Annotated in this window: 17 protein-coding genes and 1 tRNA gene; 10 read left to right on the top strand and 8 right to left on the bottom strand. The window is 64.7% G+C overall.

Features of this window, described 5'->3' with window-relative positions; translation table 11 throughout:
* Positions 1-8 precede the first annotated feature (8 nt).
* The 3 genes from K8R92_03020 to K8R92_03010 are packed head-to-tail and all read right to left on the bottom strand — an operon-like array spanning position 9 to position 2,649.
* Positions 9-779 (bottom strand): ABC transporter ATP-binding protein, encoded by a 771-nt coding sequence (locus K8R92_03020; GenBank protein MCE9618863.1) that lies wholly within the window; start codon positions 777-779, stop codon positions 9-11.
* The gene (locus tag K8R92_03015) at positions 776-1,774 is read right to left on the bottom strand and encodes an iron ABC transporter permease (GenBank protein MCE9618862.1); all 999 of its coding nucleotides are present in this window, start codon (positions 1,772-1,774) and stop codon (positions 776-778) included. Before K8R92_03015 ends, K8R92_03020 begins: the two co-directional genes overlap by 4 nt.
* Complete coding sequence (locus tag K8R92_03010) at positions 1,771-2,649, bottom strand: ABC transporter substrate-binding protein (GenBank protein ID MCE9618861.1); 879 nt, start codon at positions 2,647-2,649, stop codon at positions 1,771-1,773. Before K8R92_03010 ends, K8R92_03015 begins: the two co-directional genes overlap by 4 nt.
* 55 nt (positions 2,650-2,704) lie before the next feature.
* On the opposite strand from K8R92_03010, the gene K8R92_03005 reads away from it, so the two are divergent.
* Positions 2,705-3,331: a hypothetical protein gene (locus tag K8R92_03005; GenBank protein ID MCE9618860.1), complete on the top strand. Its 627-nt coding sequence runs from the start codon at positions 2,705-2,707 to the stop codon at positions 3,329-3,331.
* A gap of 33 nt (positions 3,332-3,364) precedes the next feature.
* Positions 3,365-3,451, top strand: a tRNA-Ser gene (locus K8R92_03000).
* A gap of 10 nt (positions 3,452-3,461) precedes the next feature.
* Here the strand turns inward: K8R92_03000 and K8R92_02995 are convergent.
* Together K8R92_02995 and K8R92_02990 are read right to left on the bottom strand one after the other, a co-directional pair.
* A complete protein-coding gene (locus K8R92_02995; protein MCE9618859.1) occupies positions 3,462-4,589 on the bottom strand; it encodes a DUF1570 domain-containing protein in 1,128 nt (375 codons plus the stop codon).
* Positions 4,586-7,726, bottom strand: a complete 3,141-nt coding sequence (locus K8R92_02990) for a valine--tRNA ligase (GenBank protein MCE9618858.1) — start codon at positions 7,724-7,726, stop codon at positions 4,586-4,588. The genes K8R92_02995 and K8R92_02990 overlap by 4 nt, the downstream gene beginning before the upstream one ends.
* Here K8R92_02990 and K8R92_02985 point away from each other — a divergent pair.
* Positions 7,725-8,729: a hypothetical protein gene (locus K8R92_02985; GenBank protein ID MCE9618857.1), complete on the top strand. Its 1,005-nt coding sequence runs from the start codon at positions 7,725-7,727 to the stop codon at positions 8,727-8,729. The genes K8R92_02990 and K8R92_02985 overlap by 2 nt on opposite strands.
* Before the next feature lie 12 nt (positions 8,730-8,741).
* Here K8R92_02985 and K8R92_02980 read toward each other — a convergent pair whose 3' ends face one another.
* Positions 8,742-9,473, bottom strand: a complete 732-nt coding sequence (locus K8R92_02980; protein MCE9618856.1) for an SDR family oxidoreductase — start codon at positions 9,471-9,473, stop codon at positions 8,742-8,744.
* Entirely contained in the window at positions 9,470-9,688 is a 219-nt protein-coding gene (locus K8R92_02975) for a hypothetical protein (GenBank protein MCE9618855.1), read from the bottom strand. The genes K8R92_02980 and K8R92_02975 overlap by 4 nt, the downstream gene beginning before the upstream one ends.
* A 56-nt stretch (positions 9,689-9,744) precedes the next feature.
* Between K8R92_02975 and K8R92_02970 the strand changes: the two genes are divergently transcribed.
* The 7 genes from K8R92_02970 to K8R92_02940 all read left to right on the top strand — a co-directional run bounded on the left by K8R92_02970 (position 9,745) and on the right by K8R92_02940 (position 20,188).
* Positions 9,745-13,710: an AsmA-like C-terminal region-containing protein gene (locus K8R92_02970; protein MCE9618854.1), complete on the top strand. Its 3,966-nt coding sequence runs from the start codon at positions 9,745-9,747 to the stop codon at positions 13,708-13,710.
* Complete coding sequence (locus K8R92_02965) at positions 13,707-14,798, top strand: LOG family protein (protein MCE9618853.1); 1,092 nt, start codon at positions 13,707-13,709, stop codon at positions 14,796-14,798. The genes K8R92_02970 and K8R92_02965 overlap by 4 nt, the downstream gene beginning before the upstream one ends.
* Complete coding sequence (locus K8R92_02960; GenBank protein MCE9618852.1) at positions 14,795-15,634, top strand: hypothetical protein; 840 nt, start codon at positions 14,795-14,797, stop codon at positions 15,632-15,634. Before K8R92_02965 ends, K8R92_02960 begins: the two co-directional genes overlap by 4 nt.
* Before the next feature lie 591 nt (positions 15,635-16,225).
* Positions 16,226-17,818, top strand: coding sequence for a tryptophan synthase subunit beta (gene trpB / locus K8R92_02955; GenBank protein ID MCE9618851.1), 1,593 nt, complete (start codon positions 16,226-16,228; stop codon positions 17,816-17,818).
* A gap of 314 nt (positions 17,819-18,132) precedes the next feature.
* Positions 18,133-19,125 (top strand): hypothetical protein, encoded by a 993-nt coding sequence (locus K8R92_02950; protein ID MCE9618850.1) that lies wholly within the window; start codon positions 18,133-18,135, stop codon positions 19,123-19,125.
* Positions 19,122-19,907: a hypothetical protein gene (locus tag K8R92_02945; protein ID MCE9618849.1), complete on the top strand. Its 786-nt coding sequence runs from the start codon at positions 19,122-19,124 to the stop codon at positions 19,905-19,907. The genes K8R92_02950 and K8R92_02945 overlap by 4 nt, the downstream gene beginning before the upstream one ends.
* Positions 19,908-20,011: 104 nt before the next feature.
* Positions 20,012-20,188: a hypothetical protein gene (locus K8R92_02940; GenBank protein ID MCE9618848.1), complete on the top strand. Its 177-nt coding sequence runs from the start codon at positions 20,012-20,014 to the stop codon at positions 20,186-20,188.
* A gap of 107 nt (positions 20,189-20,295) precedes the next feature.
* Here K8R92_02940 and K8R92_02935 read toward each other — a convergent pair whose 3' ends face one another.
* Positions 20,296-21,552: an endonuclease/exonuclease/phosphatase family protein gene (locus tag K8R92_02935; protein MCE9618847.1), complete on the bottom strand. Its 1,257-nt coding sequence runs from the start codon at positions 21,550-21,552 to the stop codon at positions 20,296-20,298.
* Positions 21,553-21,600: the final 48 nt, after the last annotated feature.

The raw sequence follows: 21,600 nt of genomic DNA, 5'->3' as shown, positions 1-21,600 counted from the left end.
CCTACCCATCACGTGGCCTGGATCGCGTCGCTCCAGACGGGAATGCAGAGCGGCCGGTCGGCGATGGCATCGACCATGCGGAACGGGACGCCGAAGATGGGCTGCAGAATGGATGGGGCGAGCACCGAGCGGGCTTCCCCTGAAGCGACAACCTGTCCCCGAGAGAGAGCGATGGCGTGGTCGGCGATGGATCCGGCGAAGGCGAAGTCGTGGGTCGCGACGATCACCGCCAATCCCTCGGCGGCGCAGTGCTTCAATTCCGCGGCCAGCGTGCGGGACCATCCCGGATCCAGCGCCGAAGTCGGCTCGTCCACGATCAGCAACTGCGTCTCGGGGGTCCGCTGGGCCAGCGCCCGCGCGAAGGCCACGCGGTGCCGCTGCCCTTCCGAAAGCCTTCCCACCAATTGATCCGCCAGCGCGGCGATGCCCGTGCGCTCCATGGCCAGGCGAATCCGCGCCGGATCGCGTCTCATCGCCACGCGACCGAGCACCACGGACGTTTGAACTGAGAAGCCGCCCACGGATTCCGGTCGCTGCGGCACATAGGCCAGCAGATGGGCGCGGCGCGAAGCGGAGTGGTTCGAAAGTTCGGCGCCATCGATCCGCACGCCGCCGCTGCGCGCGGGCAACAATCCCGACGCGGCGCGAAGCAGCGTGCTCTTGCCCCCGCCGTTGGGACCGATCACCACCGTCACGGCGCCGCCATGGAAGGACCACTCGATCGGGCCGAGCGCGAAGTCGCCGTTGCGGATGACCGCCTGTTCGAATCGAAGCGTCATCGCATCCACGCCCTTGCCGCGCCGCGGCGAAGCAGAAGCAGGAAGAAGGGACCACCCGCCAGCGCGCAGATCACGCCCACCGGCAGGCGGCCGGTGCTGGCGGGCGAGAAGTGACGCACCGCGTCCGCGGCGACCAGCAGCGCACTGCCTGCGATTGCGGAGGCGAGCACCGCGACGCGATGCCGGGGTCCGACGCAGCTCCGCGCCATGTGCGGACCGATGAGTCCGACGAAGGCCAGCGGGCCGCAGAGCGCCGTCGCCGCGGCGGCCAGCAGGCTCGAGCCAAGCACCAGGGCAAGCCGCACTCGCGCCACCGGAACACCGATCGACGCGCTCTCGTCGTCGCTGAGTCCCATGGCATCCAGCATGGAGCCCTGGCGATATCCCAGGAAGACGCCTGCGCCCACCGCGACGCCCGTCACCAGCGAGACCGAGAGCGGCGGGACTTCCGGAACGCGGCCCAGGGCCCATCCCGTCAGGGCCGGGCGCATTTCCGGCGGCAGCATCCATTCAATGAGCGAGGCGATCGCTGCGGCGACCGTGCCCACGATCACGCCGGAAAGCACCAGCGAAATCGGGTCGATGCCGCCGCCCTTGCCGCGGCCGAAGTAGAGGGTCACGCCCAGGGCGAGCAGCGCCCCCGCGGTCGCCGGAATCACTCCGCCGCCCATCAGCAGCCACGGTCCGCCGATCGCCGCGATCCAGTAGAAGCCGGCCACGCATGCTTGGCTTCCCGCGGAGAGACCAAGGATGAAGGGCGACGCCAGCGGATTTCGCAGCAGCGTCTGCAAAAGCAATCCGCTGATGGAGAGCGCGGCCCCGCCGAGCAGCCCGCTGATCAGCGCGCCAAGGCGCCACTCGGTCGCGTCGGAGGCGGGCCAGCCGAACGTCCACTGACCCGACTGGTCGCGTCCCACCAGGAATCGGCAGGCGATGGCCGCCGCGCACAGCAGCGCGAGCATGATCCATCCGAATCGCTCGCGTTGCGATGTCATGGCGCGGTTTCGACGGGGTGCGTAAAGGTCTTTGCCGAATGCTCCTGGATCGCGGCGCGAAGCCGCTTCAATCCTGCGGTCAGCTCGGGACCCGGTCGAAGCAATTGCGGAGCGCGGACCTCAACAAGTTCGACGCCGCGCCGGGCGCAGGCGTCGACCAAGGTGCCCTGGGCTCGATCCATGGAGGCGTCCTCGCCGCGCACCACCACGATCGACCGGGGACGCATGGCGAACAACTCCTCGGAGGAAAGATTGGGATTGCCTCCGCTCTTGAAGGCCAGCGTGCCCCCCATCGCGACCCAGGCCTGGGCCAGATAGGTGTCCGGTCCGAAGGCGGCGACGGGATCGCTTGAATAGAGCAGGATCGCCGGGGAAAGCTGCTCCGCCGCGCGGCAGGCGGCCAGCTCCTGATCCAGCGCCGACTCCAGAGTCTTCGGATCAACCGGCGCGGCCATCCCCATGGCCTGGGCCACCGCACGGGGCAACCGGCGCAGATCCTCCAGGCTCGTCGCGGGAATGAATTCCAGTTTCCATCCCTTGTCATGGGCGACCTGCTCCAGCTGGGCCGGCGCTCCGGTACGCGTCTGCTGAACCAGGATCAGGTTGGGTTTCACCTTCGAGAGCGACTCCAGATCGACGTCGTTGAGCGAGCCGACGATGGGCGCCGTCGACGTGCACCATGGCGTGCGCCCGACCAGCGCCGATTCCCAACCCAGCGCGACCACCGTGGCGGTGATGGCCGGTGAAAAACTGGCGATCCGCGGCGCGGCGGAGCGCGGATCGGTAGGTGTTTTCGTGGCGTCGTCGCGCTGGCAGGCCGCCGCAGCGCAGGCGCCGCCCAGGACCACGCACAGCGCCAGCATCGCTCGTCGCATCGGAACAGGGTATCACCCAACGCCCGACCCTCTCCCGCTACACTCTCGCGTTGAGATGAAGCTTTTCCGTTCCATGGGTCAGCTGCTGCTTGGTCCCCCCGAGGAACCCGAGCCGGTCCACGCCCGGCGCGTTCCCGACGCGGCGGCGGTGGCGACGGCGATCACCGAACTCGCCGAGCGGCTGCACGAAGATGAGCAGGATCGCCAGAACATCATGCCCCTGCTGCGCCAGTTGCCTGAGTCGCTGCAGGCCCTTCCCGAGATCGCCCGGCAGCAGGCCCGCCTGGGTGAAGCCATCGCCACGGCGCTGGTCCAGTCGCGCCAGCGCGACGAATCGATCGAATCCATCCTGCAGCGCATCGCCACCGGCGTCTCGCAGCAGACCGACACCTTCGGCCTGGTCCAGCAGCAATTGGACCTGAACCACCAGGCGGCGCAGCGCATCGCGGAGGCCGTCGCCACCCTCTCGCAGGGCGTGGGCGATCTCTCCAGCGGACAGCGCCGCAATTCCGACGCCCTGGTCGGCTTGCTCGACCGGCTCCGCGAGCGCGACGAGACCGTCGGCAAGATCCAGAACCGCCTGCACCTGTGGCTGCTCTTCTCCACCGCGGTCGCGTGCGGCTCGATGATCGCCGTGCTGCTGCTGGCGTGGGCGGTGATTCGTTCATTGGTCGCGACGTGACACACGCGGCGGGTAGGATCCCCCCGCTCCACCGGTGGGGTGGCAGAGTGGTTGAACGCAGCCGACTTGAAATCGGCTAGGCCTGAAAGGGTCTCAGGGGTTCGAATCCCCTCCCCACCTTTGATCGGAATCAGCGACTTTTATTTTCGACGTCGACCTTGCCGCTGACGGCGCCGGCCGCCGCAGGCTCGGCGGGCTTCAGCGGAAATTCGCCGCGGGCGATCTTGTCGCCGGCGCTGCGCTCGGTGATCGCCTTGACGAAGGTGTCGAACTCATCGCGGAAGGTTGCGAAGTCGGGGTTGAAATACTCCAGGACCACCGCATTGCCGGAGCGCAGCTGGATGGCCCGCTCGCGGCCGCTCTTGCCGACGATCGCCGGGCTTGAAGCGAGCCGCCCCGCGAGCTTGCCCGAGGCGGCGTCCTGGACAACCTGCGAGAGTTTCTCGCGGTACTTGCCACCCTCGCCATCCTGCAGGAACTGCACGAGCGCCCAGACCTCCGCGTAATAGGTCAGCAGCGAGTTCTTTCCGTCGCGCAGAAAATCCTGCGGCGATCCGTCGAGCAGATCGCCCAGCGGGATCAGCTGCCCGGCGCGCAGGCTTCGGCGCAGCTCCGACCAGCGCTCGAAGTTGCGCCAGGGCTTGAAGGTCGAGGGGCCGCCGTCGCGCGAAAGCCGCGTGCCCTCCATGTAGCAGGCGATGCCCTCCTCGAGCCAGTTGGGAAGCGGATGCTGCAAGGCGCGCTGGCTAAACTGGTGCCACCCCTCGTGGGCGGCGATGGTCTGCGTGTCGAAGCGGCCGATGTCGTAGAGCACGCTGACGGCGTCGGTGGTGTAGCCGCCCTTGCCCAGACCGATGTACATCTCCGCGTCGCGGCCCAGCCGCTTGCGGGTCCAATTTTCCCAGGCGCTCTTCTCACTGAAGATGTACATCTCCAGCGGAGTCTCGGGAAAGTTGATGGGACAGAGGGCGCTGCCGTAGGTCTGGAAGCAGCACTCCATGAACTGGGGCATGCGCTCGCCGAAGGCCTGGTCGCGCAGCGAAAGCCGCAGCTGGTAGTGCGGGGTCCGGACCAGCATGCCGTTGCTACCGCCCTCGCTCCAATTCTCCTTGGTGATCGGCGCTGCCGCGCCGGCGTCGGTGACCGAACCCGGATGCACCTCGGGCGGCGCCTTGTCCGCCGCGCGGGTCGGGCTTGGCGCGCTGGCGCAACCCGCGCCGAGCAGGGCCGAGAGCAGGATGGAAAGTTGGTGCTTCATCCGAGATCCTTCAATGAGCGCTCCACGGCGGCCAATTCCGCTTCGGCCGCAACCAGCATGTTCCGGGTGTCCTCCACGACTTCCGGCGGGGCCTTTGCCACGTAGCCCGCGTTGGAGAGTTTACCCCGGTAGCCATCGACGGAGCGCCGCTTTTCGGAGAGCAGCTTGGTCAGGCGGGTGCGCTCCGCGCCGGCGTCGAGCTGGTCGACCAGGCCGTCAAGCCAGCACTCCTCGCCCTCAAAGGTCATGGCCGCCGCCACCGGCGAGCGTGATGGCCCGGCCGGCACAACCCCGTCCACACCGGCGAGCGTCTCCACGACGCCGCCCGCGAGTGCAATCACTTCCATGGCCTTGGCACCGGCCAGCAGCTTGATGCGCTTCTTCGGGGGCACCTGCCGCTCGCCGCGCACGTTTCGAATGGCTTCGACCAGGCTCTGCGCCCGCGCGAAAGCCGCCTCGGCCTTGGGATCCGAGAGCGAGCCCTGCGCCACCGGCCATCCCGCGGTCGCCAGGAGCTCGCTCGGCCTCAACTGCAAGCCCCGCACCGAGCAGGCCGCGTGCCGACTCACCGCGGGCCACAAGGCTTCGGTCACATAGGGCATCGCCGGATGCAGCAGGCGCACAATGGCGCTCAGCGCGCAGGCCATGACGCACTGCTGGGCCGGATCGTTCTTCGCGGTCGGCTTGGCAGCCTCCAGGTACCAGTCGCAATAATCGCGCCACAAGAGGTCATAGCACGAGGCCGCATATTCGCTGAACTTGTACTCGGCCAGGGCGCGGTCCGCCCGCGCGACGGCGCCGGCCACCCTCGAAAGGATCCATCGATCGAGCAAGGGTCGCGCCGCCGGATCGATTTCGGTCGCGGGAGCAGTCGCGTTCATCAGCGCGAAGCGCGCCGCGTTCCAGAGTTTGGTCACCACGTTGCGACCCAGATCGAACCGGCTCGAGGTGTTGCGGGCCAGAGGCTGGGTTTCGCTGGGCTCTGCCACTCCGCTGGCGGCGCCGTAGGAGGAGACCATGGTCTTGAGGGGATTCTTCGGGCTCTTCTGGATCGGGGCCGCCACCTTGTGTCCGCTGGGCGCAAGGATGAACGCAGGCTCGAAGGCTTCGCCCGACTCCGGATCGACCATGTCGATCTGCATCCGGACATCCTGGGTGTCGGTGGTGAGGTCGAGCATCGTGAAGCGCATCGCGTCGGCGCCATGGCTGTGAATGACATCGCGTGGATCGAGTCCGTTGCCCAGGGTCTTGCTCATCTTCTGTCCGAAGCCATCCTGGATCACCGGATGGATGTAGACCTGGCGGAAGGGAACCTTGCCGCCCAGGAAATAGCGGTTGAACATGGTCATGCGGCTCACCCACAGGGTGATGATCTCGCGGGCCGTGCAGAGGACGGTGCTGGGGTTGTAGCGCTCCAGCATTCCCTTCATTCCGGGTTGCTTTTCGGGATGAGGCCAGCCGAGCGTGCCCATCGGCCAGAGCGCCGAGCTGAACCAGGTGTCGAGCACATCGGGATCCTGCGTGAAGCCGGCGGCATTCAGATCCGCGGCGAGTCGGTCGAGCTCGAGCGGCAGACAGACCGACTCCTCGACGCTGCCATCGTCGCGCTTTCGCATGCGATGCGCCGCGCCGAGCTTGGTCCACTTGGAATCGACCGGCTGCATCTCGGCGCCGCGCAGCGCGGCGGATTGCGCCAGCGCCTCGTCCTTGGCATCACGGGTCCACACCGGAATCCGGTGCCCCCACCAGAGCTGCCGGCTGATGCACCAGTCGCGCAGCGATTCATGCCAGCTCTGGAAGGTCCGGGCGTAGCGCGAGGGGAAGAAGCGCAATTCGCCGTCGCCCACGGCTTTGCCCGCCGGCGATTTTCCCTCGAATTGATCGGGCACCATCGCCTTGAGCGCGGCGCCGCGCAGCCGCTCGTCGGTCACGCGCACGAACCACTGGTCGCTGAGCCAGGGCTCGATCACCGCTCCGCTGCGTTCGCTGTGGCCGACCGCATGATTCCATGGTCGCTCGTTCTCCAGCAATCCGTTGGCGCGGAACCAGGCCACGACCGCCTTGCGCGCATCCTCGCGCGACATGCCGACGAATTTTTTCGCCTCCGCCGAGACATCCTTCCAGCCGTGACGGTCTGAGATGGAGGCGTCAGGTCCGAGCACGTTGATCACCGCAAGGTTGTGCCGCCGTCCAATCTCGAAATCGTTGGGATCATGCGCCGGCGTGACCTTCAGGAAGCCGGTGGCGACCTCGGCCTTGGCGTCGCCCGCGTCACCGCCCATCGCCAGCGGCATGACCACATAGCTGTCCTCGACGATCGGAATTTCGCGCCCGACAATGGGCAGGCGCACTTTCTTGCCGCGCAGCGCCGCGGCGCGCGGATCCTTGGGATTGATGGCGACCGCCGTGTCCCCCAGCATCGTCTCGGGGCGCGTGGTGGCCACGGTGACGGTGCCGCTGCCATCGCTCAGCGGATATTTCAAGTACCACATCCGCCCCTCGACCTCGCGCATCTCCGTCTCGTCGTCGGCGATGGCGGTGCGGGAGACCGGGTCCCAGTTGGCCAGGCGATACCCCCGCTCGATCAGCCCTTCCTTGAAGAGGCGGAAAAAAGCCTCCCGAACAGCCGCGGTGCAGACGGAATCCATGGTGAAACGGGTCCGGTCGTAGTCGCAGGAGCAGCCCATGACCACAAGCTGCTCCAGGATCACCCGCTCATACTCATCCTTCCAGGCCTGGGCCAGCGCCACGAAGGCTTCGCGCGTGTAATCCGTCCGCTTCTTCCCCTGCAGCGCCAGCCGGCGCTCGATGACCCCCTGGGTCGAGATGCTGGCATGGTCCGTGCCCGGCAGCCAGAGCACGTCGCGCCCGCGCATCCGCGCCTGCCGGGCCAGCGCATCCTGCAGCGTGTTGTTCAGGGCGTGGCCCAGGTGCAGCGCGGCCGTGACGTTGGGCGGCGGAATGAAGATGGTGAAGGGTTCCGCCTTCGAATCGGGATTCGCCCGAAAGCAGCCGCTCTCCTTCCATCGCGCCGCGATCCTGCCCTCGTGGTCGCCGGGGCGGTAGGATTTCGGCAGCCCGCTGGCGTCGAGTTCGGCGGCGGAATTTGGAATCGCTTCCTTTTGAGCTTGCGACATGGCAAAGCCATACTACCGCTTACGCGCACCTGGAATTCTGCTGCTGTCAGCGCTGCTGTGGGCGGCGGGCTGCGACGACCGGAAGCCCGCGGCCGCGCCCACTGCGGCGCAGACGCAGATGGCCATCGCGTCGATGGACCGGCTCATCGACGCGGGCAAATTCGAGAATGCGCTGAAGGTCGCGCGGGAACTGGCGGTCAAGGCCCCCAATGATCCACTGGCCGGCGAGGCCCTGGCCCGCGCGCTGCTGAGCCTGTGCAACGCGAATCCGACACCGCGCTTGCGCAACGAGACCGCCGACGCCTACGCCCGGGTCGCGGCGCAGCGCCCCACCAGCCCCGGCCTTCAATCCGCGGCGGGCGTCGCCGCCTACTCCGCGGGGCGGATTGAGGAGGCCATCCGCTTCCACCAGCGGGCGCGGCAGCTCGAGCCGGGAAATCCGCAGCATCTCTACCTCGAGGCCATGATGTGGAACGTCTCCAACCAGCCTTGGACGGCGGTCGGGCTGCTGGAGATGGCCCTGAAATTGCAGCCGGATTCCCCCGACCTCGAGATGGGCATGGCGGAGGCGCTGGCTCAGAGCGGCGAGTCCGACCCGGCCATCGAGCACATGCGGCATGCACGCTCGCTCGCCCCCAACGACGCCGCGATCCGCCTTCGCGCCGCGGCCCTGCTGCGCGGCGCCGGCCATCCCGGCGAGGCTGCGGAAATGCTGCTGGGGGGAGTCTCCATCGGAAGCGCCGACCGGGCGACGAGCGAGCTCTGCGCCCGGTCGCTGGCCAACGCCGGCAAGCACGCCGAGAGTGCCGAAGTCTGGGAGCGGATCGCGACCGCGTCGCTGATGGAACCGGAGCCCCTGCTTGAGGCCGCCCGCGAATGGTCACGGGCCGGTCATCAGGAGAACGCGCTGGTCTTTCTTGAGAAAGCCCGCCAGGCCAACGCCCCTGCGGCCTACTACGAGCTGATCCGGGACGAAATCAAGGCGCCGCACGCGAAGCCCTGAAGTTTGCGCGGATCAGCGCAGCGACCGACCGCCATCAAGCGTGATCGCGGCCCCGGTCATGAAGGGCGCCTCAAGCGTCACGAAGCGGACCAGCGCGGCGGCGTCCTTGGGCGTGCCCGCGCGTCCCAGCGGCACGCGCTCGAGGTAGAGGGCGCGCTGGGAGTCGTCCATGGAGTCCGGCCAGGCGATCACGCCCGCCACGATCACATTGACCCGGATCTTCGGCGCCAGTTCGAGCGCCAATCCGCGAAACTCATTTTCCAGCGCCGCCTTGCTCGCCAGGTAGCGGCCATATCCCTTGATGGGATGGACGTGAGTGTGGATGTCGCCGAAGGCCATGACCGAGGCCCCGCCGGTCAGCGACGAGCGCTCCAGCGCCGGAGCCAGCGCGCGGGCCAGCTGCGTCGGTGTCCGGGCGTTGACACGCATGAGGCGCGCCGCTTGTTCCAGCCCGTCGGCATCCTCGGAGTCCCTTTCCCACATCGCCGCGGACAGGATCAGCGCGTCCAGCGCGCCGGCCGCCACCGAGTGCGCCGCCGCCAGCGCGCCCTCGGCGTCGTCCAGATCCATGCGCAGCAGCGCACTCTCGGCACCGAGCTCAAGCGCCAGCGTCCGGGTTTGGGCGGCCCCCTGAAAATCGCGCCGATAGGTGACGACCAGGTCGAATCCCGCCCGTGCCAGCTCCAGCGCCACGGCGCGGCCCACGCGCTGCGATCCCCCCACCACCATCGCCCGCGGCTTCATCGATCCTTCCCCATGCGCCGCGCCGATTCGCTCCAGGCATCGACCACCTTGGTGCCGCTCTTCCGTTCCTCGCGGAGCTCACCGCGACGGCGCCGCCGCGAGGTTCGCAGCACCATGACCAGGGGGATGCTCAGCAGGCCGACGCAGATCGCGACCACCACGCTCACGATCAGGATCATCGTGATGCCAAAGATTTCCGGGGTGGGCTCCGCCATCGCCGCAGGAGCATACGAGCCAAGGGCGAAAACCGCGGATCTCGTAAGATGCGATCGTGCTGGAACGCAACCATTTCATCAACCGGCTTCGGGATCACGGCCACTACTTTTGGATCCGACGCCGGGGCATTTCCAGCGCCATCGTGCTCCTGGCCATCCTGATGTGGTTGTCGCTGCGCTTCACTCCGGCGCTCAACTGGATCATCGGGATCGTGGTGACCAGCGAGAGCGGCGTCGACACCGAAGTGACCAACGCGCAGTGGAACGGCTGGGGCAACCTGACGGTCGAGAAGGTGGTCCTGCGCGTTCCCAAGTGGCCGGGCCGCGCCGCCGAGATGGTTTCCATCGAGGGGATCGACGTCACCGTGAATCCCACCCGGCTCCTGCTGGGCCAGATCTTTGTGAGCGAGCTGCACATCGCATCGGCGGCGATCAACATCGCGGAGCGCCAAAACGCCCATGGCATCTTCAATCTCATGGCCCTGCAGCCCAAGTCCGGCCCCGGCGGCTCGCCGATCCGGCTGCAGCAGGCGAAGCTGGACCGACTGGACATCGTGTCGCTGACAGTGGCCCCCTCCGGCGCGGTGGTCCTTGAGGGGCAGCACGCCTTCACCGGCCTGGTGAAGCCCAAGGGAGTGTCGCGCAGGGACTTCGAGTTCGAGCTCACGGAACTTCCCGCGCCCGATCCCAAGCCTGATCAGACCACGAGCAACCTGGTGCTCAAGGGCAGCTGGAACGAGGAGACCTTCGCCTATCGGATGGCGGTCACCGGCCTCTCCTTCAACGAGTCGCTGCTGCCGATGCTGCCCTATCAGTTTCATGAAATCTGGAAGTTGATCGACTTGAAGGGCTCCATCGACCGGATTGAAATCGTCGGCCAGCCGAATCGCCTGATCGACGAGGCGACGCTCACGGTGCGCAATGTCGAGGCCAACATCCTCTTCCCGGGATACAAGCGCGAATGGGTCCGCTACGAGCCCGCCCAGATCTCCATCGCCTCTCCCGGCGCGGCGCCTGCGCCGGAGGCGGCCCCCAAGCCGGGCTTGCGAACCGGTCTGCCGCGCATGAAGGTGGATCAAGGCACCGTCAAGTTTGCGCAGAACAAGCTCTCCTTCGAGGACTTCAAGGGCACGCTCCACAGCACCCGCGAGCGCAGCCTTCCCCTGCCCATGGAGCTGGACCTGGAGATCGCCCTGCCATCGGAGGATCAGCCCACCGATCTGGCGGCCGCGGCGGCATGGCTGGAGGACGCCATCGCGCGCAGCGGCATCCAGGCGCGACTGCAGATTCCCCATTTCGCCATGACCGGTGATTCGCTGCAGCAATACGACGGCGTCGAGCTGCCCAGCCCCGCCGTCCAGGTGCTCACCAACCTGCAGGCGCGGACCTGGGACATTGACCTGGATGTCACCGCTTCCCGGCCGATCGCCCCCCGCGACCCCTCCGGCACGGTCGAGGCCAAGGGGCTCTCGACCAAGGGAACGCTGAAGTTGACCCACGGCTCCGGCGGATACTTCCTCTTCCCCTACATGATGACGGATGTCTCCGCCACGATCGAGCTCAACAACGAGGTCGTCACGATCGTGACGCTCGACGGCAAGGGCAGCGGCAACTCGCTCATCCACATTGACGGAACCGTCACCGAGCCCGGCGACGACGCGGGCGTGGATCTGAACATCAAGGCGGACGATGTGCCCATCGACGATGCGCTCAAGAATTCATTCCTGTACGGCATCAAGAAGGTGTTCGCGCTGCTCTACGACCAGGCGGCTCACGAGAGCCTCTGCGCCGCCGGGCTGCTCAAGCCCGGCGAATATGAATTCGGGGGCCGCTGCGGCGTCGACCTCAAGGTGCAGCGCGCGGTGAAGGGTGGTTCCATCGTGCGCACCACGGGAACCATCAAGGTGCGCGATGCCAATGTGGTCTGCTCACGATTTCCCTATCCGGTGCACGTGGCCAGCGGCGAAATCCAGGTGGAGGACGAGCTCATCACGCTTCCGGTCGGCAAATGGAAGCTGACCACGCCGACCATGGCGAAGGTCTCGTTCGACGGCGTCGTCCGCATTCCGCGCAGCGGCGACGAGCGTCGGGTGTTTCCCGATCTGCATGTGGCCTTTGACAAGGATCATGTGACACCGCTTCTGCTGGCGGCGATCCCCTTCGAGACGCCCAACACGACGGCGTCGCCACCCGCGGGATGGCCCGGCACCAACCTCTCGTCGCCGGCGCGCATGCTCCGGCAGATCGGCCTGCAAGGGAATCTGAGCGGCCATGGCGTCATCGGCGCCGACCCGGACGAGCGGACCACCTGGGACTTCGACATCATGCTGGAGAACGGAACGATCACGCCGCGACCGGCCGAGGCCGGCGCCGCTCCCGACGCCGACCAGATCCTTCCCAATGGCTTCAACCTGGACCGCGTCAAGGCGCAGGCCCGGCTCACCGATCAGAACGCCACGCTGGTCTCGCTCAACGGGAGCATCGGCGAGGGCAAGGTGGACGCGCGGGGCTTCGCCTCGCTCAAGCCGAAGCAGCGCTGGTTCCAGGCGACGGCGCACCAAGTTCCCATCGATCGCTGGCTCTTCGGATTCCTGCCGGCGGAGAAGGCCGACCAGGCGCTGCTGACCTGGGGCGGCTGCCATCCCACCGGCACCATTGACGCCGATGTGCACCTGGTCATCCAGGAGGGCAAGCCCGACCGGCGGCATGTGGTGATCGATCCGACCAATGTGCGCTTCGCGATGGATGGCAACGACGCGATGATCAAGATTCCCTGCGGCTACCTCGAACTGATCGACGAGGCCCTGCACGTGCACGACGTCCGGATGGATTTCATCGACCGGCTCTCGCCCATGGCCATGATCGACGAGGCCATGAACGCCCGCGACCTCACCATGGAGGATGCCGAGCAGGACGCACCGGTGGGCCACCTCGAGGCCAGCGGCTGCGCCAGCTTCGGCAAGAGCCCGCGTCTGGAAGCCAACCGCGTCCTCATCGAGGCCCACATGGACTCCGTCGAGCCGGTCTTCTTTCGAATCCTTCCCATCGACGTTCGCGAGCGCCTGGAGCGCATCCAGTTCCGCAGCGACGGCCCCTTCGACCTCACCAACGGCGTCTTCCAGGGGCCGGCCCCCGACTCGGGCATCGTCTTCTCGGCCGACATGCGGATCAACGAGGGGCAGCTCAACAGCGGCGTGTGGCTCAAGAACATCCACGGGCAGCTGCGGCTGCGCAACGACGACAGCGGCCCGATCAACGGTGCGGAGATTGACGTGGTCAACGCGAGCCTGACCATCCGCGACCGTCCGATCACCGGCATCCACGGCTCGCTGGTCAATCACTTCTCCAACGACGACTTCCTGATCCCAAGCCTGGAGGGCGATTTCTACGGCGGCCGCATCTGGCTCGACGCCGTCGCCCGCGGCAAGGGCACGCGACCCTGGCAGGTCAACCTCGGAGTGGCGGGCAGCGACCTGCCCGAGCTCATCGCGGGACACGCGCCGAGCAAGCCCATTCACAGCTCCGACGGCCGCGTCAACGCCAACATCTCCCTGGGCGGCGAGCTCAACGGCGACCGGCCGCGCGAAGGGCGCGGCAAGATCCGCGGCTACGACGCGCGGCTGGGCGACCTGCCTCTGGCGATCCGCCTGCTGCAGGTCACGCAGCTCATGCCGCCGCTCTCGGAGTCCCTGAAGGAGGCGAAGATCGACTTCTACCTGCGCGGCCACAAGGTGCGCTTCGAGAAATTCGACCTCACTTGCCCTACACTGCAACTCCTCGGGTCGGGGTCGCTGGACCTCGACGCATGGACCATCAGCATGAGATTCAAGAATCGTGGAATCATTCCGGTCGCCAGTGACGTTCTGGGCGCCGCCACCGACCTCTTCCTGGCGATCGACGTGGAGGGGCCCGTCTCCGATCCGCGGATCACCGCCAAGGCCCTGCCGGGTATCGGCAACGACCCATCGGCGGAACAGCCCGACCTCGCGCCGACCTCCTCAAACCGGACCGCCTCACCATGAGCGAGGCCCCCGAACTGGACAACTCCATCCGCGCCCGGATCACGGCACTGGTCGCCGACGCCGCGGCCACCGCCAGCCATCGCGGCGGCGACTCCGCCTCGCGCCGGCGTCGCCATGTCGAGGAGCTGGTCTCGACCGGTCTCAAGCTGCTTTCCGACGGCTGTGACATTTCGCAGATCAAATTGATCGAGAACGCGGTGAAGGAGATCCGCCGCTCCTACCGCGTCTTCAACCGCTTCCGCGGCGTGCCCAAGGTCAGCATCTTCGGCAGCGCCCGCACGCCGATGGACCACCCCGACTACATCGCGGCGCGCTCCTTCGGCCAGGCGATGGCCGCCGAGCACTGGATGGCGATCACCGGCGCCGGCGACGGCATCATGAAGGCGGGCCACGAGGGACCGAGCCGCGAGTCGAGCTTCGGACTCTCCATCCGCCTGCCCTTCGAAACCAATGCCAACGAGATCATCGCCGGCGACGACAAGCTGGTCTCCTTCAAATACTTTTTCACGCGCAAGCTCATGTTCGTAAGCCACTCCGACGCGGTCGCGGTCTTCCCCGGCGGCTTCGGCACGATGGACGAGATCTTTGAGGTGCTGACGCTCATCCAGACCGGCAAGAGCCCGATCGTGCCCATCGTCCTGGTCGAGGGCGCGGACAAGGAAGGCAAGCCGCTGGGTTACTGGCGCAAGTGGGAGTATGGCGTCGTGGAGAATCTGCTGGCCCAGGGATGGATCAGCGCCGAGGATCCCGGCCTCTACGAGTTTGCCTCCAGCCCGGCCGACGCGGTGGCCCGCATCCTGCGCTTCTACCACCGCTATCACAGCAGCCGCTACGTGGGCGACCAGCTGGTGATCCGCCTGAAGCGCCCGCTGCTGCCGGCGCAGGTGGAGCTGCTGGATGGCGAGTTCCGTCCGCTGATCAAGAGCGGGCACATCACCCAGACCGGGGCGCTGGACGCGGAGAACGAGCACCCGGACCTGCCGCGACTGCAGTTCCACTACTCGAAGCGCGCCTTCGGCCTGTTGCGCCGGCTGATCGACCGCATCAATCACTTCCCGGAAGATCCCGCCACGCTCCCATCGTCATGAAGTTCCCGCGGCGCGGCGCTCTGAGAGTTTCGCTGGCGGCCCTCTTCCCCCTGCTTCTGCTGCACTGCACCGGGGCGCAGGTGGCGCCCGGCTTCTTCGGCACGCCGGTGAAGCCGGAGCAGGACGGACTTGAAGTCATCCGCTGGACCACCACCGACGAATCCTCCCGGCTGGAGGGGGTCGTGATCGGATTCCAGAAGCGGCCCGTGATGAATCCGCTGGCCTCCGAACAATTGCAGCGCGAGGGATTCCTCGCGGCCATCGTCTCCCTGCAGGACGTGCCGGCGCTGCAGGCGAGGATCGGCAGCGGCTCGATGGACATCCGGACTTCCTACGGCACCATGCCCAACTGGCGCGACGTGTTCCAGCGCGAGCTTCCCGACGGCCTGGCCTTCTCCGTCAACGGACGGGCGCAGACCTCCCGCGCGCAGGTGATGCAGATCGCGGCGCGCGGCTGGACCACGCCCACCGAGAGCGGCGGCTGCTTTCAGCTCGAGCTCGTCACCACGATCGTGCCATCCGCGCTGGTCCAGGAAGGACGGATGGCGCGGGCGGACCGCCCACTGGGCACGCCGATCGCCAATACCGGCATCGAAACCTGCCTGGAGCCGGACGAGGCCTTGATCCTGCTGTCGGCCAACCAGGGCCCTTTCAAGAGCGGACGCGGCCCCGGCGCCGAAGCTCCGCTGCCTCCGACCGCGGGTCGCTTCCTGCTTGGGGAATCCGCCGATCTCGAAGGCAAGGAAACGCCGATGAAGGGCTTTACACTCCTGGCGTTCCTACCCCATGTTCCGGGCTCGATCCAGCCCGTCAAGAAATCCGACGACTCCAACTGATGTGAAGAACCATCCCAGACCAGAGTGACTCATGATTGATTCCCCGCCCCCACGATTGAAGAGACGACGATTCCGGCCGCGCATCCGCGGCACGCGCGTCGCCCCCGCCATCGCGGTGCTGCCCACGCTGCTGACGCTGGGCAACCTGCTGTGCGGTTTCGCGGCGATCCACTACGCGGCCAAGCCCGTGGCGGCCAGCGAATTCTTCGGCTGGAGCACGCTCACCGTCGCCGGCACCCTGATCTTCTTCGGCATGTTCTTCGACGCGCTGGATGGCGGCGTGGCGCGGCTGACGCGCAGCACCAGCGACCTGGGGGCTCAGCTTGATTCGCTCTGCGACATGGTCACCTTCGGCGTGGCCCCCGCCTTCATGATGCTGCGACTTGTGAGCTACTACTACGGGGCCGAGCACGGCACCAACATCCTCGGCCCGGACACGGACAACTATTACGCCAAGGCCACCTGGACCATCGCCGCGGTCTACATCTGCTGCACCGCGCTGCGGCTGGCGCGATTCAACTCGGAGACCGTCTCCACCGACGTGACGGCGCACATGTGGTTTCGCGGACTGCCCTCGCCCGGCGCCGCGGGATGCGTGGCCAGCCTGATCCTGCTGCACCAGCATCTGCTGGTGAAGCGCTACGGCGGCGAGTTTCCGCCGCGCATCGAGGCATCCTCCAGCCTGATCATTCCGGCGATCACCCTGCTCTGCGCGCTGGCCATGGTCAGCACCATCCGCTATCCGCACATCATCAATCGCGGGCTGCGCGGGCGCAAGCCCTTCAAGGTGCTCGTGCAGATCGTGATCCCGATCGTCATGGCCATCTGGTGGCTGCAGGTCGCGCTGGCCATCTGCTTCACCACCTACACGGTCTACGGGCCGGTCTCCGCCATGACGCGCAGGTTTCGGCGCCGCAACATGCCGCACGAGCCCGCCAAGGAAAACGCGGGCGGCGAGAGACGCGAGTGACTTCCGCGCCCTCAACCGTGCCCGACTCGCTCGGACGCTTCGGCCCCTACGGCGGCCGCTATGTGCCCGAGACGCTGGTACCGGCGCTGGAGCAGCTCGGGCGCGCCTACGCGGAGGCCCGCTCGGATCCCAAGTTCAAGGCGGAGCTCGAGGATCTGCTGCGGAACTTCGTCGGGCGTGAGACGCCTTTCGCCCTGGCGCCGCGGCTCACCAAGCGCGCCGGTGGCGCGCAGCTCTGGCTGAAGCGCGAGGACCTCGCCCACACCGGCGCCCACAAGATCAACAACACCATGGGTCAGGCGCTGCTGGCCAAACGGATGGGCCGCAAGCGCATCATCGCGGAGACCGGCGCCGGACAGCATGGCGTGGCCACCGCGACGGCCTGCGCCCGGCTGGGTCTGAAGTGCGAGGTCTACATGGGCGCCGAGGACATCCGCCGCCAGGCCCTGAATGTCTTTCGCATGCGGCTGCTCGGCGCCAAGGTCAATCCCGTCGAGACCGGTAGCCGCACGCTCAAGGACGCCACCAACGAGGCGATGCGCGACTGGATGGGCAGCGTGGGCGACACCCACTACATCATCGGCAGCGTGGTCGGGCCCCATCCCTTTCCGATGATGGTGCGCGACTTCCAGAGCGTGATCGGCCGCGAATGCCGCGAGCAATGCCTCGCCGCGACGGGAAAATTGCCCGACGCGATCGTGGCCTGCGTCGGCGGCGGCAGCAACGCGGCGGGCATTTTCTATCCCTTCGTGAATGACGCCTCGGTCAAGCTGATCGGCGTCGAGGCGGGTGGTCGCGGCGGCAAGCCCGGCGATCACGCGGCGCCGCTCTCACTCGGCAGCCCCGGCGTATTGCATGGCTCGCTCTCCTATGTGCTGCAGGACGCGTCAGGGCAGACTGCGGATGTGCATTCCTGCAGTGCCGGCCTGGACTATCCCGGCGTAGGCCCCGAGCACAGTTGGTGGAAGGACACGGGACGGGTGCGCTATGTCTCCGCCACTGACGACCAGGCGCTCAACGCCTTCCGGATCCTCTCGCAGGAGGAGGGAATCATTCCCGCGCTGGAAACCGCCCACGCAGTCCACGCGGCGCTTGAGCATGCACGGACACGACCTTCCAACGAGATCGTGGTGATCAATGTCTCCGGGCGCGGCGACAAGGATGTGAATGAAGCGATCCGCCTGCTTGAGTTGCGCGGGGCTTCGAGTCCTTAACGAATTCCATGGCATATCTGAATACATCCATTAATGCGACGCATTTTGTGCGATTTCAATTCTCCTGAAGTTTCGAGCCCTCTGACCCCCCCCCCCCCCCCGCTGATCCAGGCTTGGTAGCGATTGCTTTAACTGGCCAAACTTATCCGCTGCGTTGTGAGTTGGCCATTACACGACAGCCAATAAATTTATTTATTTCAGAAATACATCTTTACAACCTAATGAAAGTAGTTGTACCTTGAATTCAAATACCCAAGGTGTTGCCCTGCTGGTGGACCCCCAAGATTTGCAACATTTTAGAAGGAGTTTTGATTATGACAAACCTTAGCGATAAAACGATGGGGATGTTTGTGGTGCTTGCATGGGGACTCTGTGCCAGTGCGGCATTAGCAACCGACCCAGATCCCATCCAATCACCAATCGATTCCATTGCTATTGGGGATTTGGATGGCGACGGCCAACCGGAAATGTTGGTATCTAACTTAACGCATGCTCATCCTGAGCTTGATCTAGTCATGTCGCAAAGCGGTGTGAGTACAAGGATCGTCACGCTCGGATACGACGAATCAGTGCTTTGGGAGAATTGCTTGATAGTTGATGAATTGGGATGGAACGGATCACGTGGAATTTTCATCAGTACTGAAGAGGGAACTTCTGAGGGAGGCGTGATCGTAAAATGTCGCGTGATTGACTCAGCGAACTTGCTGCTACTCGGCCAGGCAATCGGGATAGTGAATCCGGAAGAGGATGAGGTCGGAGCGATCTGGCTGGCGCAATGGCGGGGAGATTCAAACCCTGACGGAACGATCGATGTGGTCGATCTCACCGATGCACTATCGTCCGCGCCCTTTTTATTCGATGAGGACAATATTCAGCATCGAGCATTGGTGGGCGCTGCAGACATTAATATTGACGGCGTTTTAGATGCAGATGAATTCATGGCACTTACGCTCAGCATGGAACTTTCTGATCTGCCAGCGCATTCCGGCACTTTGGAGTGGCGGCGGGGGTTATTAGGAAGAGCGATTTCTTTTTTTGCGTGTCTTCCATGTAGGTTCAGTTGCGATAGTGCCATTAGAGATGCGGCTCGTTTTATCGAGCAATACAACTTGGAATGGAATGATTATTGCGCGGAAATCTATCAGGATGGGACTGATTTAGAGGAAATGACTGCGTGCTACCAAAAGTACCTGGATGCCCAAGCACATTTATTAGAGATGGTGCAAGGGATGACAGGGAAATGCTATTGTGCCATTTTGTGCACTGGACTACAATTACTTATGCCACCCGGCATTCCCATATTATGAATTGGTTTGCAAATGCCAAGCGAGTGTTGGTTATCTCCTCTGTAGTGGTGCTCTTGTCGCAGAGTTGCGGACGCCCTGATGGAAGCGTCGAGACCGAAACGCCTTCGCAAAATCCGAAGCAACCTCCTCCCCAAACAGTAAAGATTATTGATGAGACACAGAATGCGCGACTAATGGCGCTGTGGATTGGTCTTTTTTCTGAGAGCGATGATCAACGAAAAGTAGCAATTGAAATGCTTCGTGACAATCTTGATTTGTCAAATTATTCCATTCGGGCAGAAAATCTGGCATGGATATCCAATACTCACTTGGCACCAGTGATTCATGGAGGAGTTCTTGATTTTCGCGAATGGCGAAATACCCTTTTAAGGAAACAAGACATTCCAGCCTTGGCCTTAAGAAGTCCCCCGTTTGTCGATTGGAAGCCAGAAGTATGCTCTCGCACAATGTTGGCCTTGCAAAAATGCTCGATCAATATGCGACTGTTTGCACGGTCATTAATTTCGGCACAAGTCCCGAAAGAGATGGCCGCGGAACCGCCGGAAGTTGCTCTGCTTACCATGCAGTTTGACATTTGCTTAAAGACTAGAACTATTCGGGACGCGATCCTTCGCTCGGCGGAAAATGCGCATTTACCTGGCTTCGATGCAGAGACTCTGAGAAATCTCCGTCGAGAGTTGAGCGAAGATGGCAATGCGGACAATGAGTTATTAAACAAGTTGGTGCAGGAGCGTAATAATTGGATGGAGAATTTGCGTCATATGATTCCACCCGCTCAATAGCGATCTTGCCATGGCCAAAATGCACGATTTGGGGCCATTCACGTGGAAGTGTTCGACTAGTAAGCCGATTGATAGAATGTTTGATTTTCTAAAGGATATTGCGAGTGTTCTACGCAATTTTTGACGTACTACGGCTCATCATCATGCAGGGATTGGAAGAATCTGCGCCGACCTGGACGAGGGTCATTTTTGCGTTTGTAGTTGCCTTCGTGCTGCTGGGTGCGGCGCTGCTATGGACAATCGTGCTCTACGAACTGTGTGTTTTTGCCTTTGGTCAATGACCGGGATTGGCTGGAATTGCGGGTCCACGTCACAGAGGGATGAAACACTCCATGTATTTGACACGAGACACCCGGGGAGATTTGCTACAAAGCAAAATCCTGCGGATTCACTTCCCTTTGGGCTTCGCCGTATTTGCCGCCGCCACCTTCAAATCAATCGCGACCGGGCAGTGATCGCTGGCGTAGCCCTCCGGCGGCGTGTCCTTCTTGTAGTCGTAGTCCGAGCCCGGCATCAGGGTGCCCATCACGAAGAAGGACTTGGGCACCGCGAGCTTCATCAGCGCCGGCGACATCAGGATGTAGTCGATCGCGCGGTTGGTGATGTGGGTCAAATAGAGATTGCGGGCCGCGGTCTTGGCTGATTTCTCCGCCGCCATGTCCGCATCATCGTCCGCGTCATCGTCCTTGGCGCTTTCCTTGTCCTTGCCCGCCTCGGGACGGAACTCGTAGGCGCTCACCAGGCCGGCGAAAGCCTTGTCGCGATAGATGCGCGCGGGCTTCTCGCTCGGAGTGGCGTTGAAATCGCCGACCACCGCAACCAGCGCATCGGATTTCTTGGCGAGATCCTCTTTGATCATCTCGTTGATGCGAAGCGCCTCAAGGTCGCGGTGATGCGCCGTGGCCTTGCCGCCCGCTTTGTGGTGCACCACATAGAGGGTCAGCAACTGTCCATCCGGAAGCTTCACCACCGCCTTCAGCGGGCTGCGCTGGAACTTCAGCGGCTCCTTGTCTTTCGGATCGTCGCCCCAGCCCTCCTTCTTGCGCTGGTCCGCGTCCTTGGGAATGTATTTCTCCATCGGCGAGAGATCCTCGTTGGTCCAGATCTGCACATCCTCGATCGGAAAGCGACTCAGCAGCGCCTGCTCGACGCCGCGGTAGTAGCCCACTTCCTTGCTCGCGAGGTATTCGTAGCCCATGTCTTTGAGATAGGTGTCGCGGAACCATCGCAGCGCATCCTCACCCTCGACCTCTTCCAGGCCCAGCACGTCGGCGTCCAGGTCGTGGATGGCTTTGGCCAGCGCCTTGCAGCGGCTCTCGCTGGTCTGCATCTTGATGTCGTCGTATTCGCCCGAGAGATTCGGATCGTCGACGCCATCGAAGAAATTCTCCATGTTGTAGGCGGCCAGGCGGATCGTGCCCGGGGCTTTCTTCGGCGCGGGTCGGCCGTAGAGAAGTCCCGCCTCGCGCTTCGCCTTGGCGGGCGTCTCGCTCTTGGCCTTGGGTGCCGCCGGCTTCTTGGCGGCTGGAGCGGACTTCGGCGCGGTTTGCGGCGCGCTCTCAGCGGGCGCCGCGGGGGGAGCCGCGGCAAGCAGCAACCATGCGAGAGCGGCGACGACACTCAAGGAGCGGCGAGGAAGATTCATGCGGACATGATACGAAGCCGCTCCTGAAATCCGGCGCTCACCTCGCGA

This window comes from Planctomycetota bacterium, assembly GCA_021414025.1.
Classification (GTDB): Bacteria; Planctomycetota; Phycisphaerae; order Phycisphaerales; family SM1A02; genus SYAC01.
The sequence above is the reverse complement of the archived record's forward strand: the minus strand, read 5'-3'. Positions and strand labels throughout refer to the sequence as shown.

What these genes read in the sequence shown, in the direction of transcription:
- K8R92_02980 (MCE9618856.1), bottom strand. Translation starts at nt 9,473, where the DNA reads ATGAAGCCGCGGGCGATGGTGGTGGGGGGATCGCAGCGCGTGGGCCGC.
- K8R92_02985 (MCE9618857.1), top strand. Translation starts at nt 7,725, where the DNA reads ATGGCAAAGCCATACTACCGCTTACGCGCACCTGGAATTCTGCTGCTG.
- K8R92_03005 (MCE9618860.1), top strand. Translation starts at nt 2,705, where the DNA reads ATGAAGCTTTTCCGTTCCATGGGTCAGCTGCTGCTTGGTCCCCCCGAG.
- trpB (MCE9618851.1), top strand. Translation starts at nt 16,226, where the DNA reads ATGCGTGGCCAGCCTGATCCTGCTGCACCAGCATCTGCTGGTGAAGCG.
- K8R92_02975 (MCE9618855.1), bottom strand. Translation starts at nt 9,688, where the DNA reads ATGGCGGAGCCCACCCCGGAAATCTTTGGCATCACGATGATCCTGATC.
- K8R92_03015 (MCE9618862.1), bottom strand. Translation starts at nt 1,774, where the DNA reads ATGACATCGCAACGCGAGCGATTCGGATGGATCATGCTCGCGCTGCTG.
- K8R92_03020 (MCE9618863.1), bottom strand. Translation starts at nt 779, where the DNA reads ATGACGCTTCGATTCGAACAGGCGGTCATCCGCAACGGCGACTTCGCG.
- K8R92_02945 (MCE9618849.1), top strand. Translation starts at nt 19,122, where the DNA reads ATGAATTGGTTTGCAAATGCCAAGCGAGTGTTGGTTATCTCCTCTGTA.
- K8R92_02960 (MCE9618852.1), top strand. Translation starts at nt 14,795, where the DNA reads ATGAAGTTCCCGCGGCGCGGCGCTCTGAGAGTTTCGCTGGCGGCCCTC.
- K8R92_02965 (MCE9618853.1), top strand. Translation starts at nt 13,707, where the DNA reads ATGAGCGAGGCCCCCGAACTGGACAACTCCATCCGCGCCCGGATCACG.
- K8R92_02935 (MCE9618847.1), bottom strand. Translation starts at nt 21,552, where the DNA reads ATGAATCTTCCTCGCCGCTCCTTGAGTGTCGTCGCCGCTCTCGCATGG.
- K8R92_03010 (MCE9618861.1), bottom strand. Translation starts at nt 2,649, where the DNA reads ATGCGACGAGCGATGCTGGCGCTGTGCGTGGTCCTGGGCGGCGCCTGC.
- K8R92_02950 (MCE9618850.1), top strand. Translation starts at nt 18,133, where the DNA reads ATGACAAACCTTAGCGATAAAACGATGGGGATGTTTGTGGTGCTTGCA.
- K8R92_02995 (MCE9618859.1), bottom strand. Translation starts at nt 4,589, where the DNA reads ATGAAGCACCAACTTTCCATCCTGCTCTCGGCCCTGCTCGGCGCGGGT.
- K8R92_02990 (MCE9618858.1), bottom strand. Translation starts at nt 7,726, where the DNA reads ATGTCGCAAGCTCAAAAGGAAGCGATTCCAAATTCCGCCGCCGAACTC.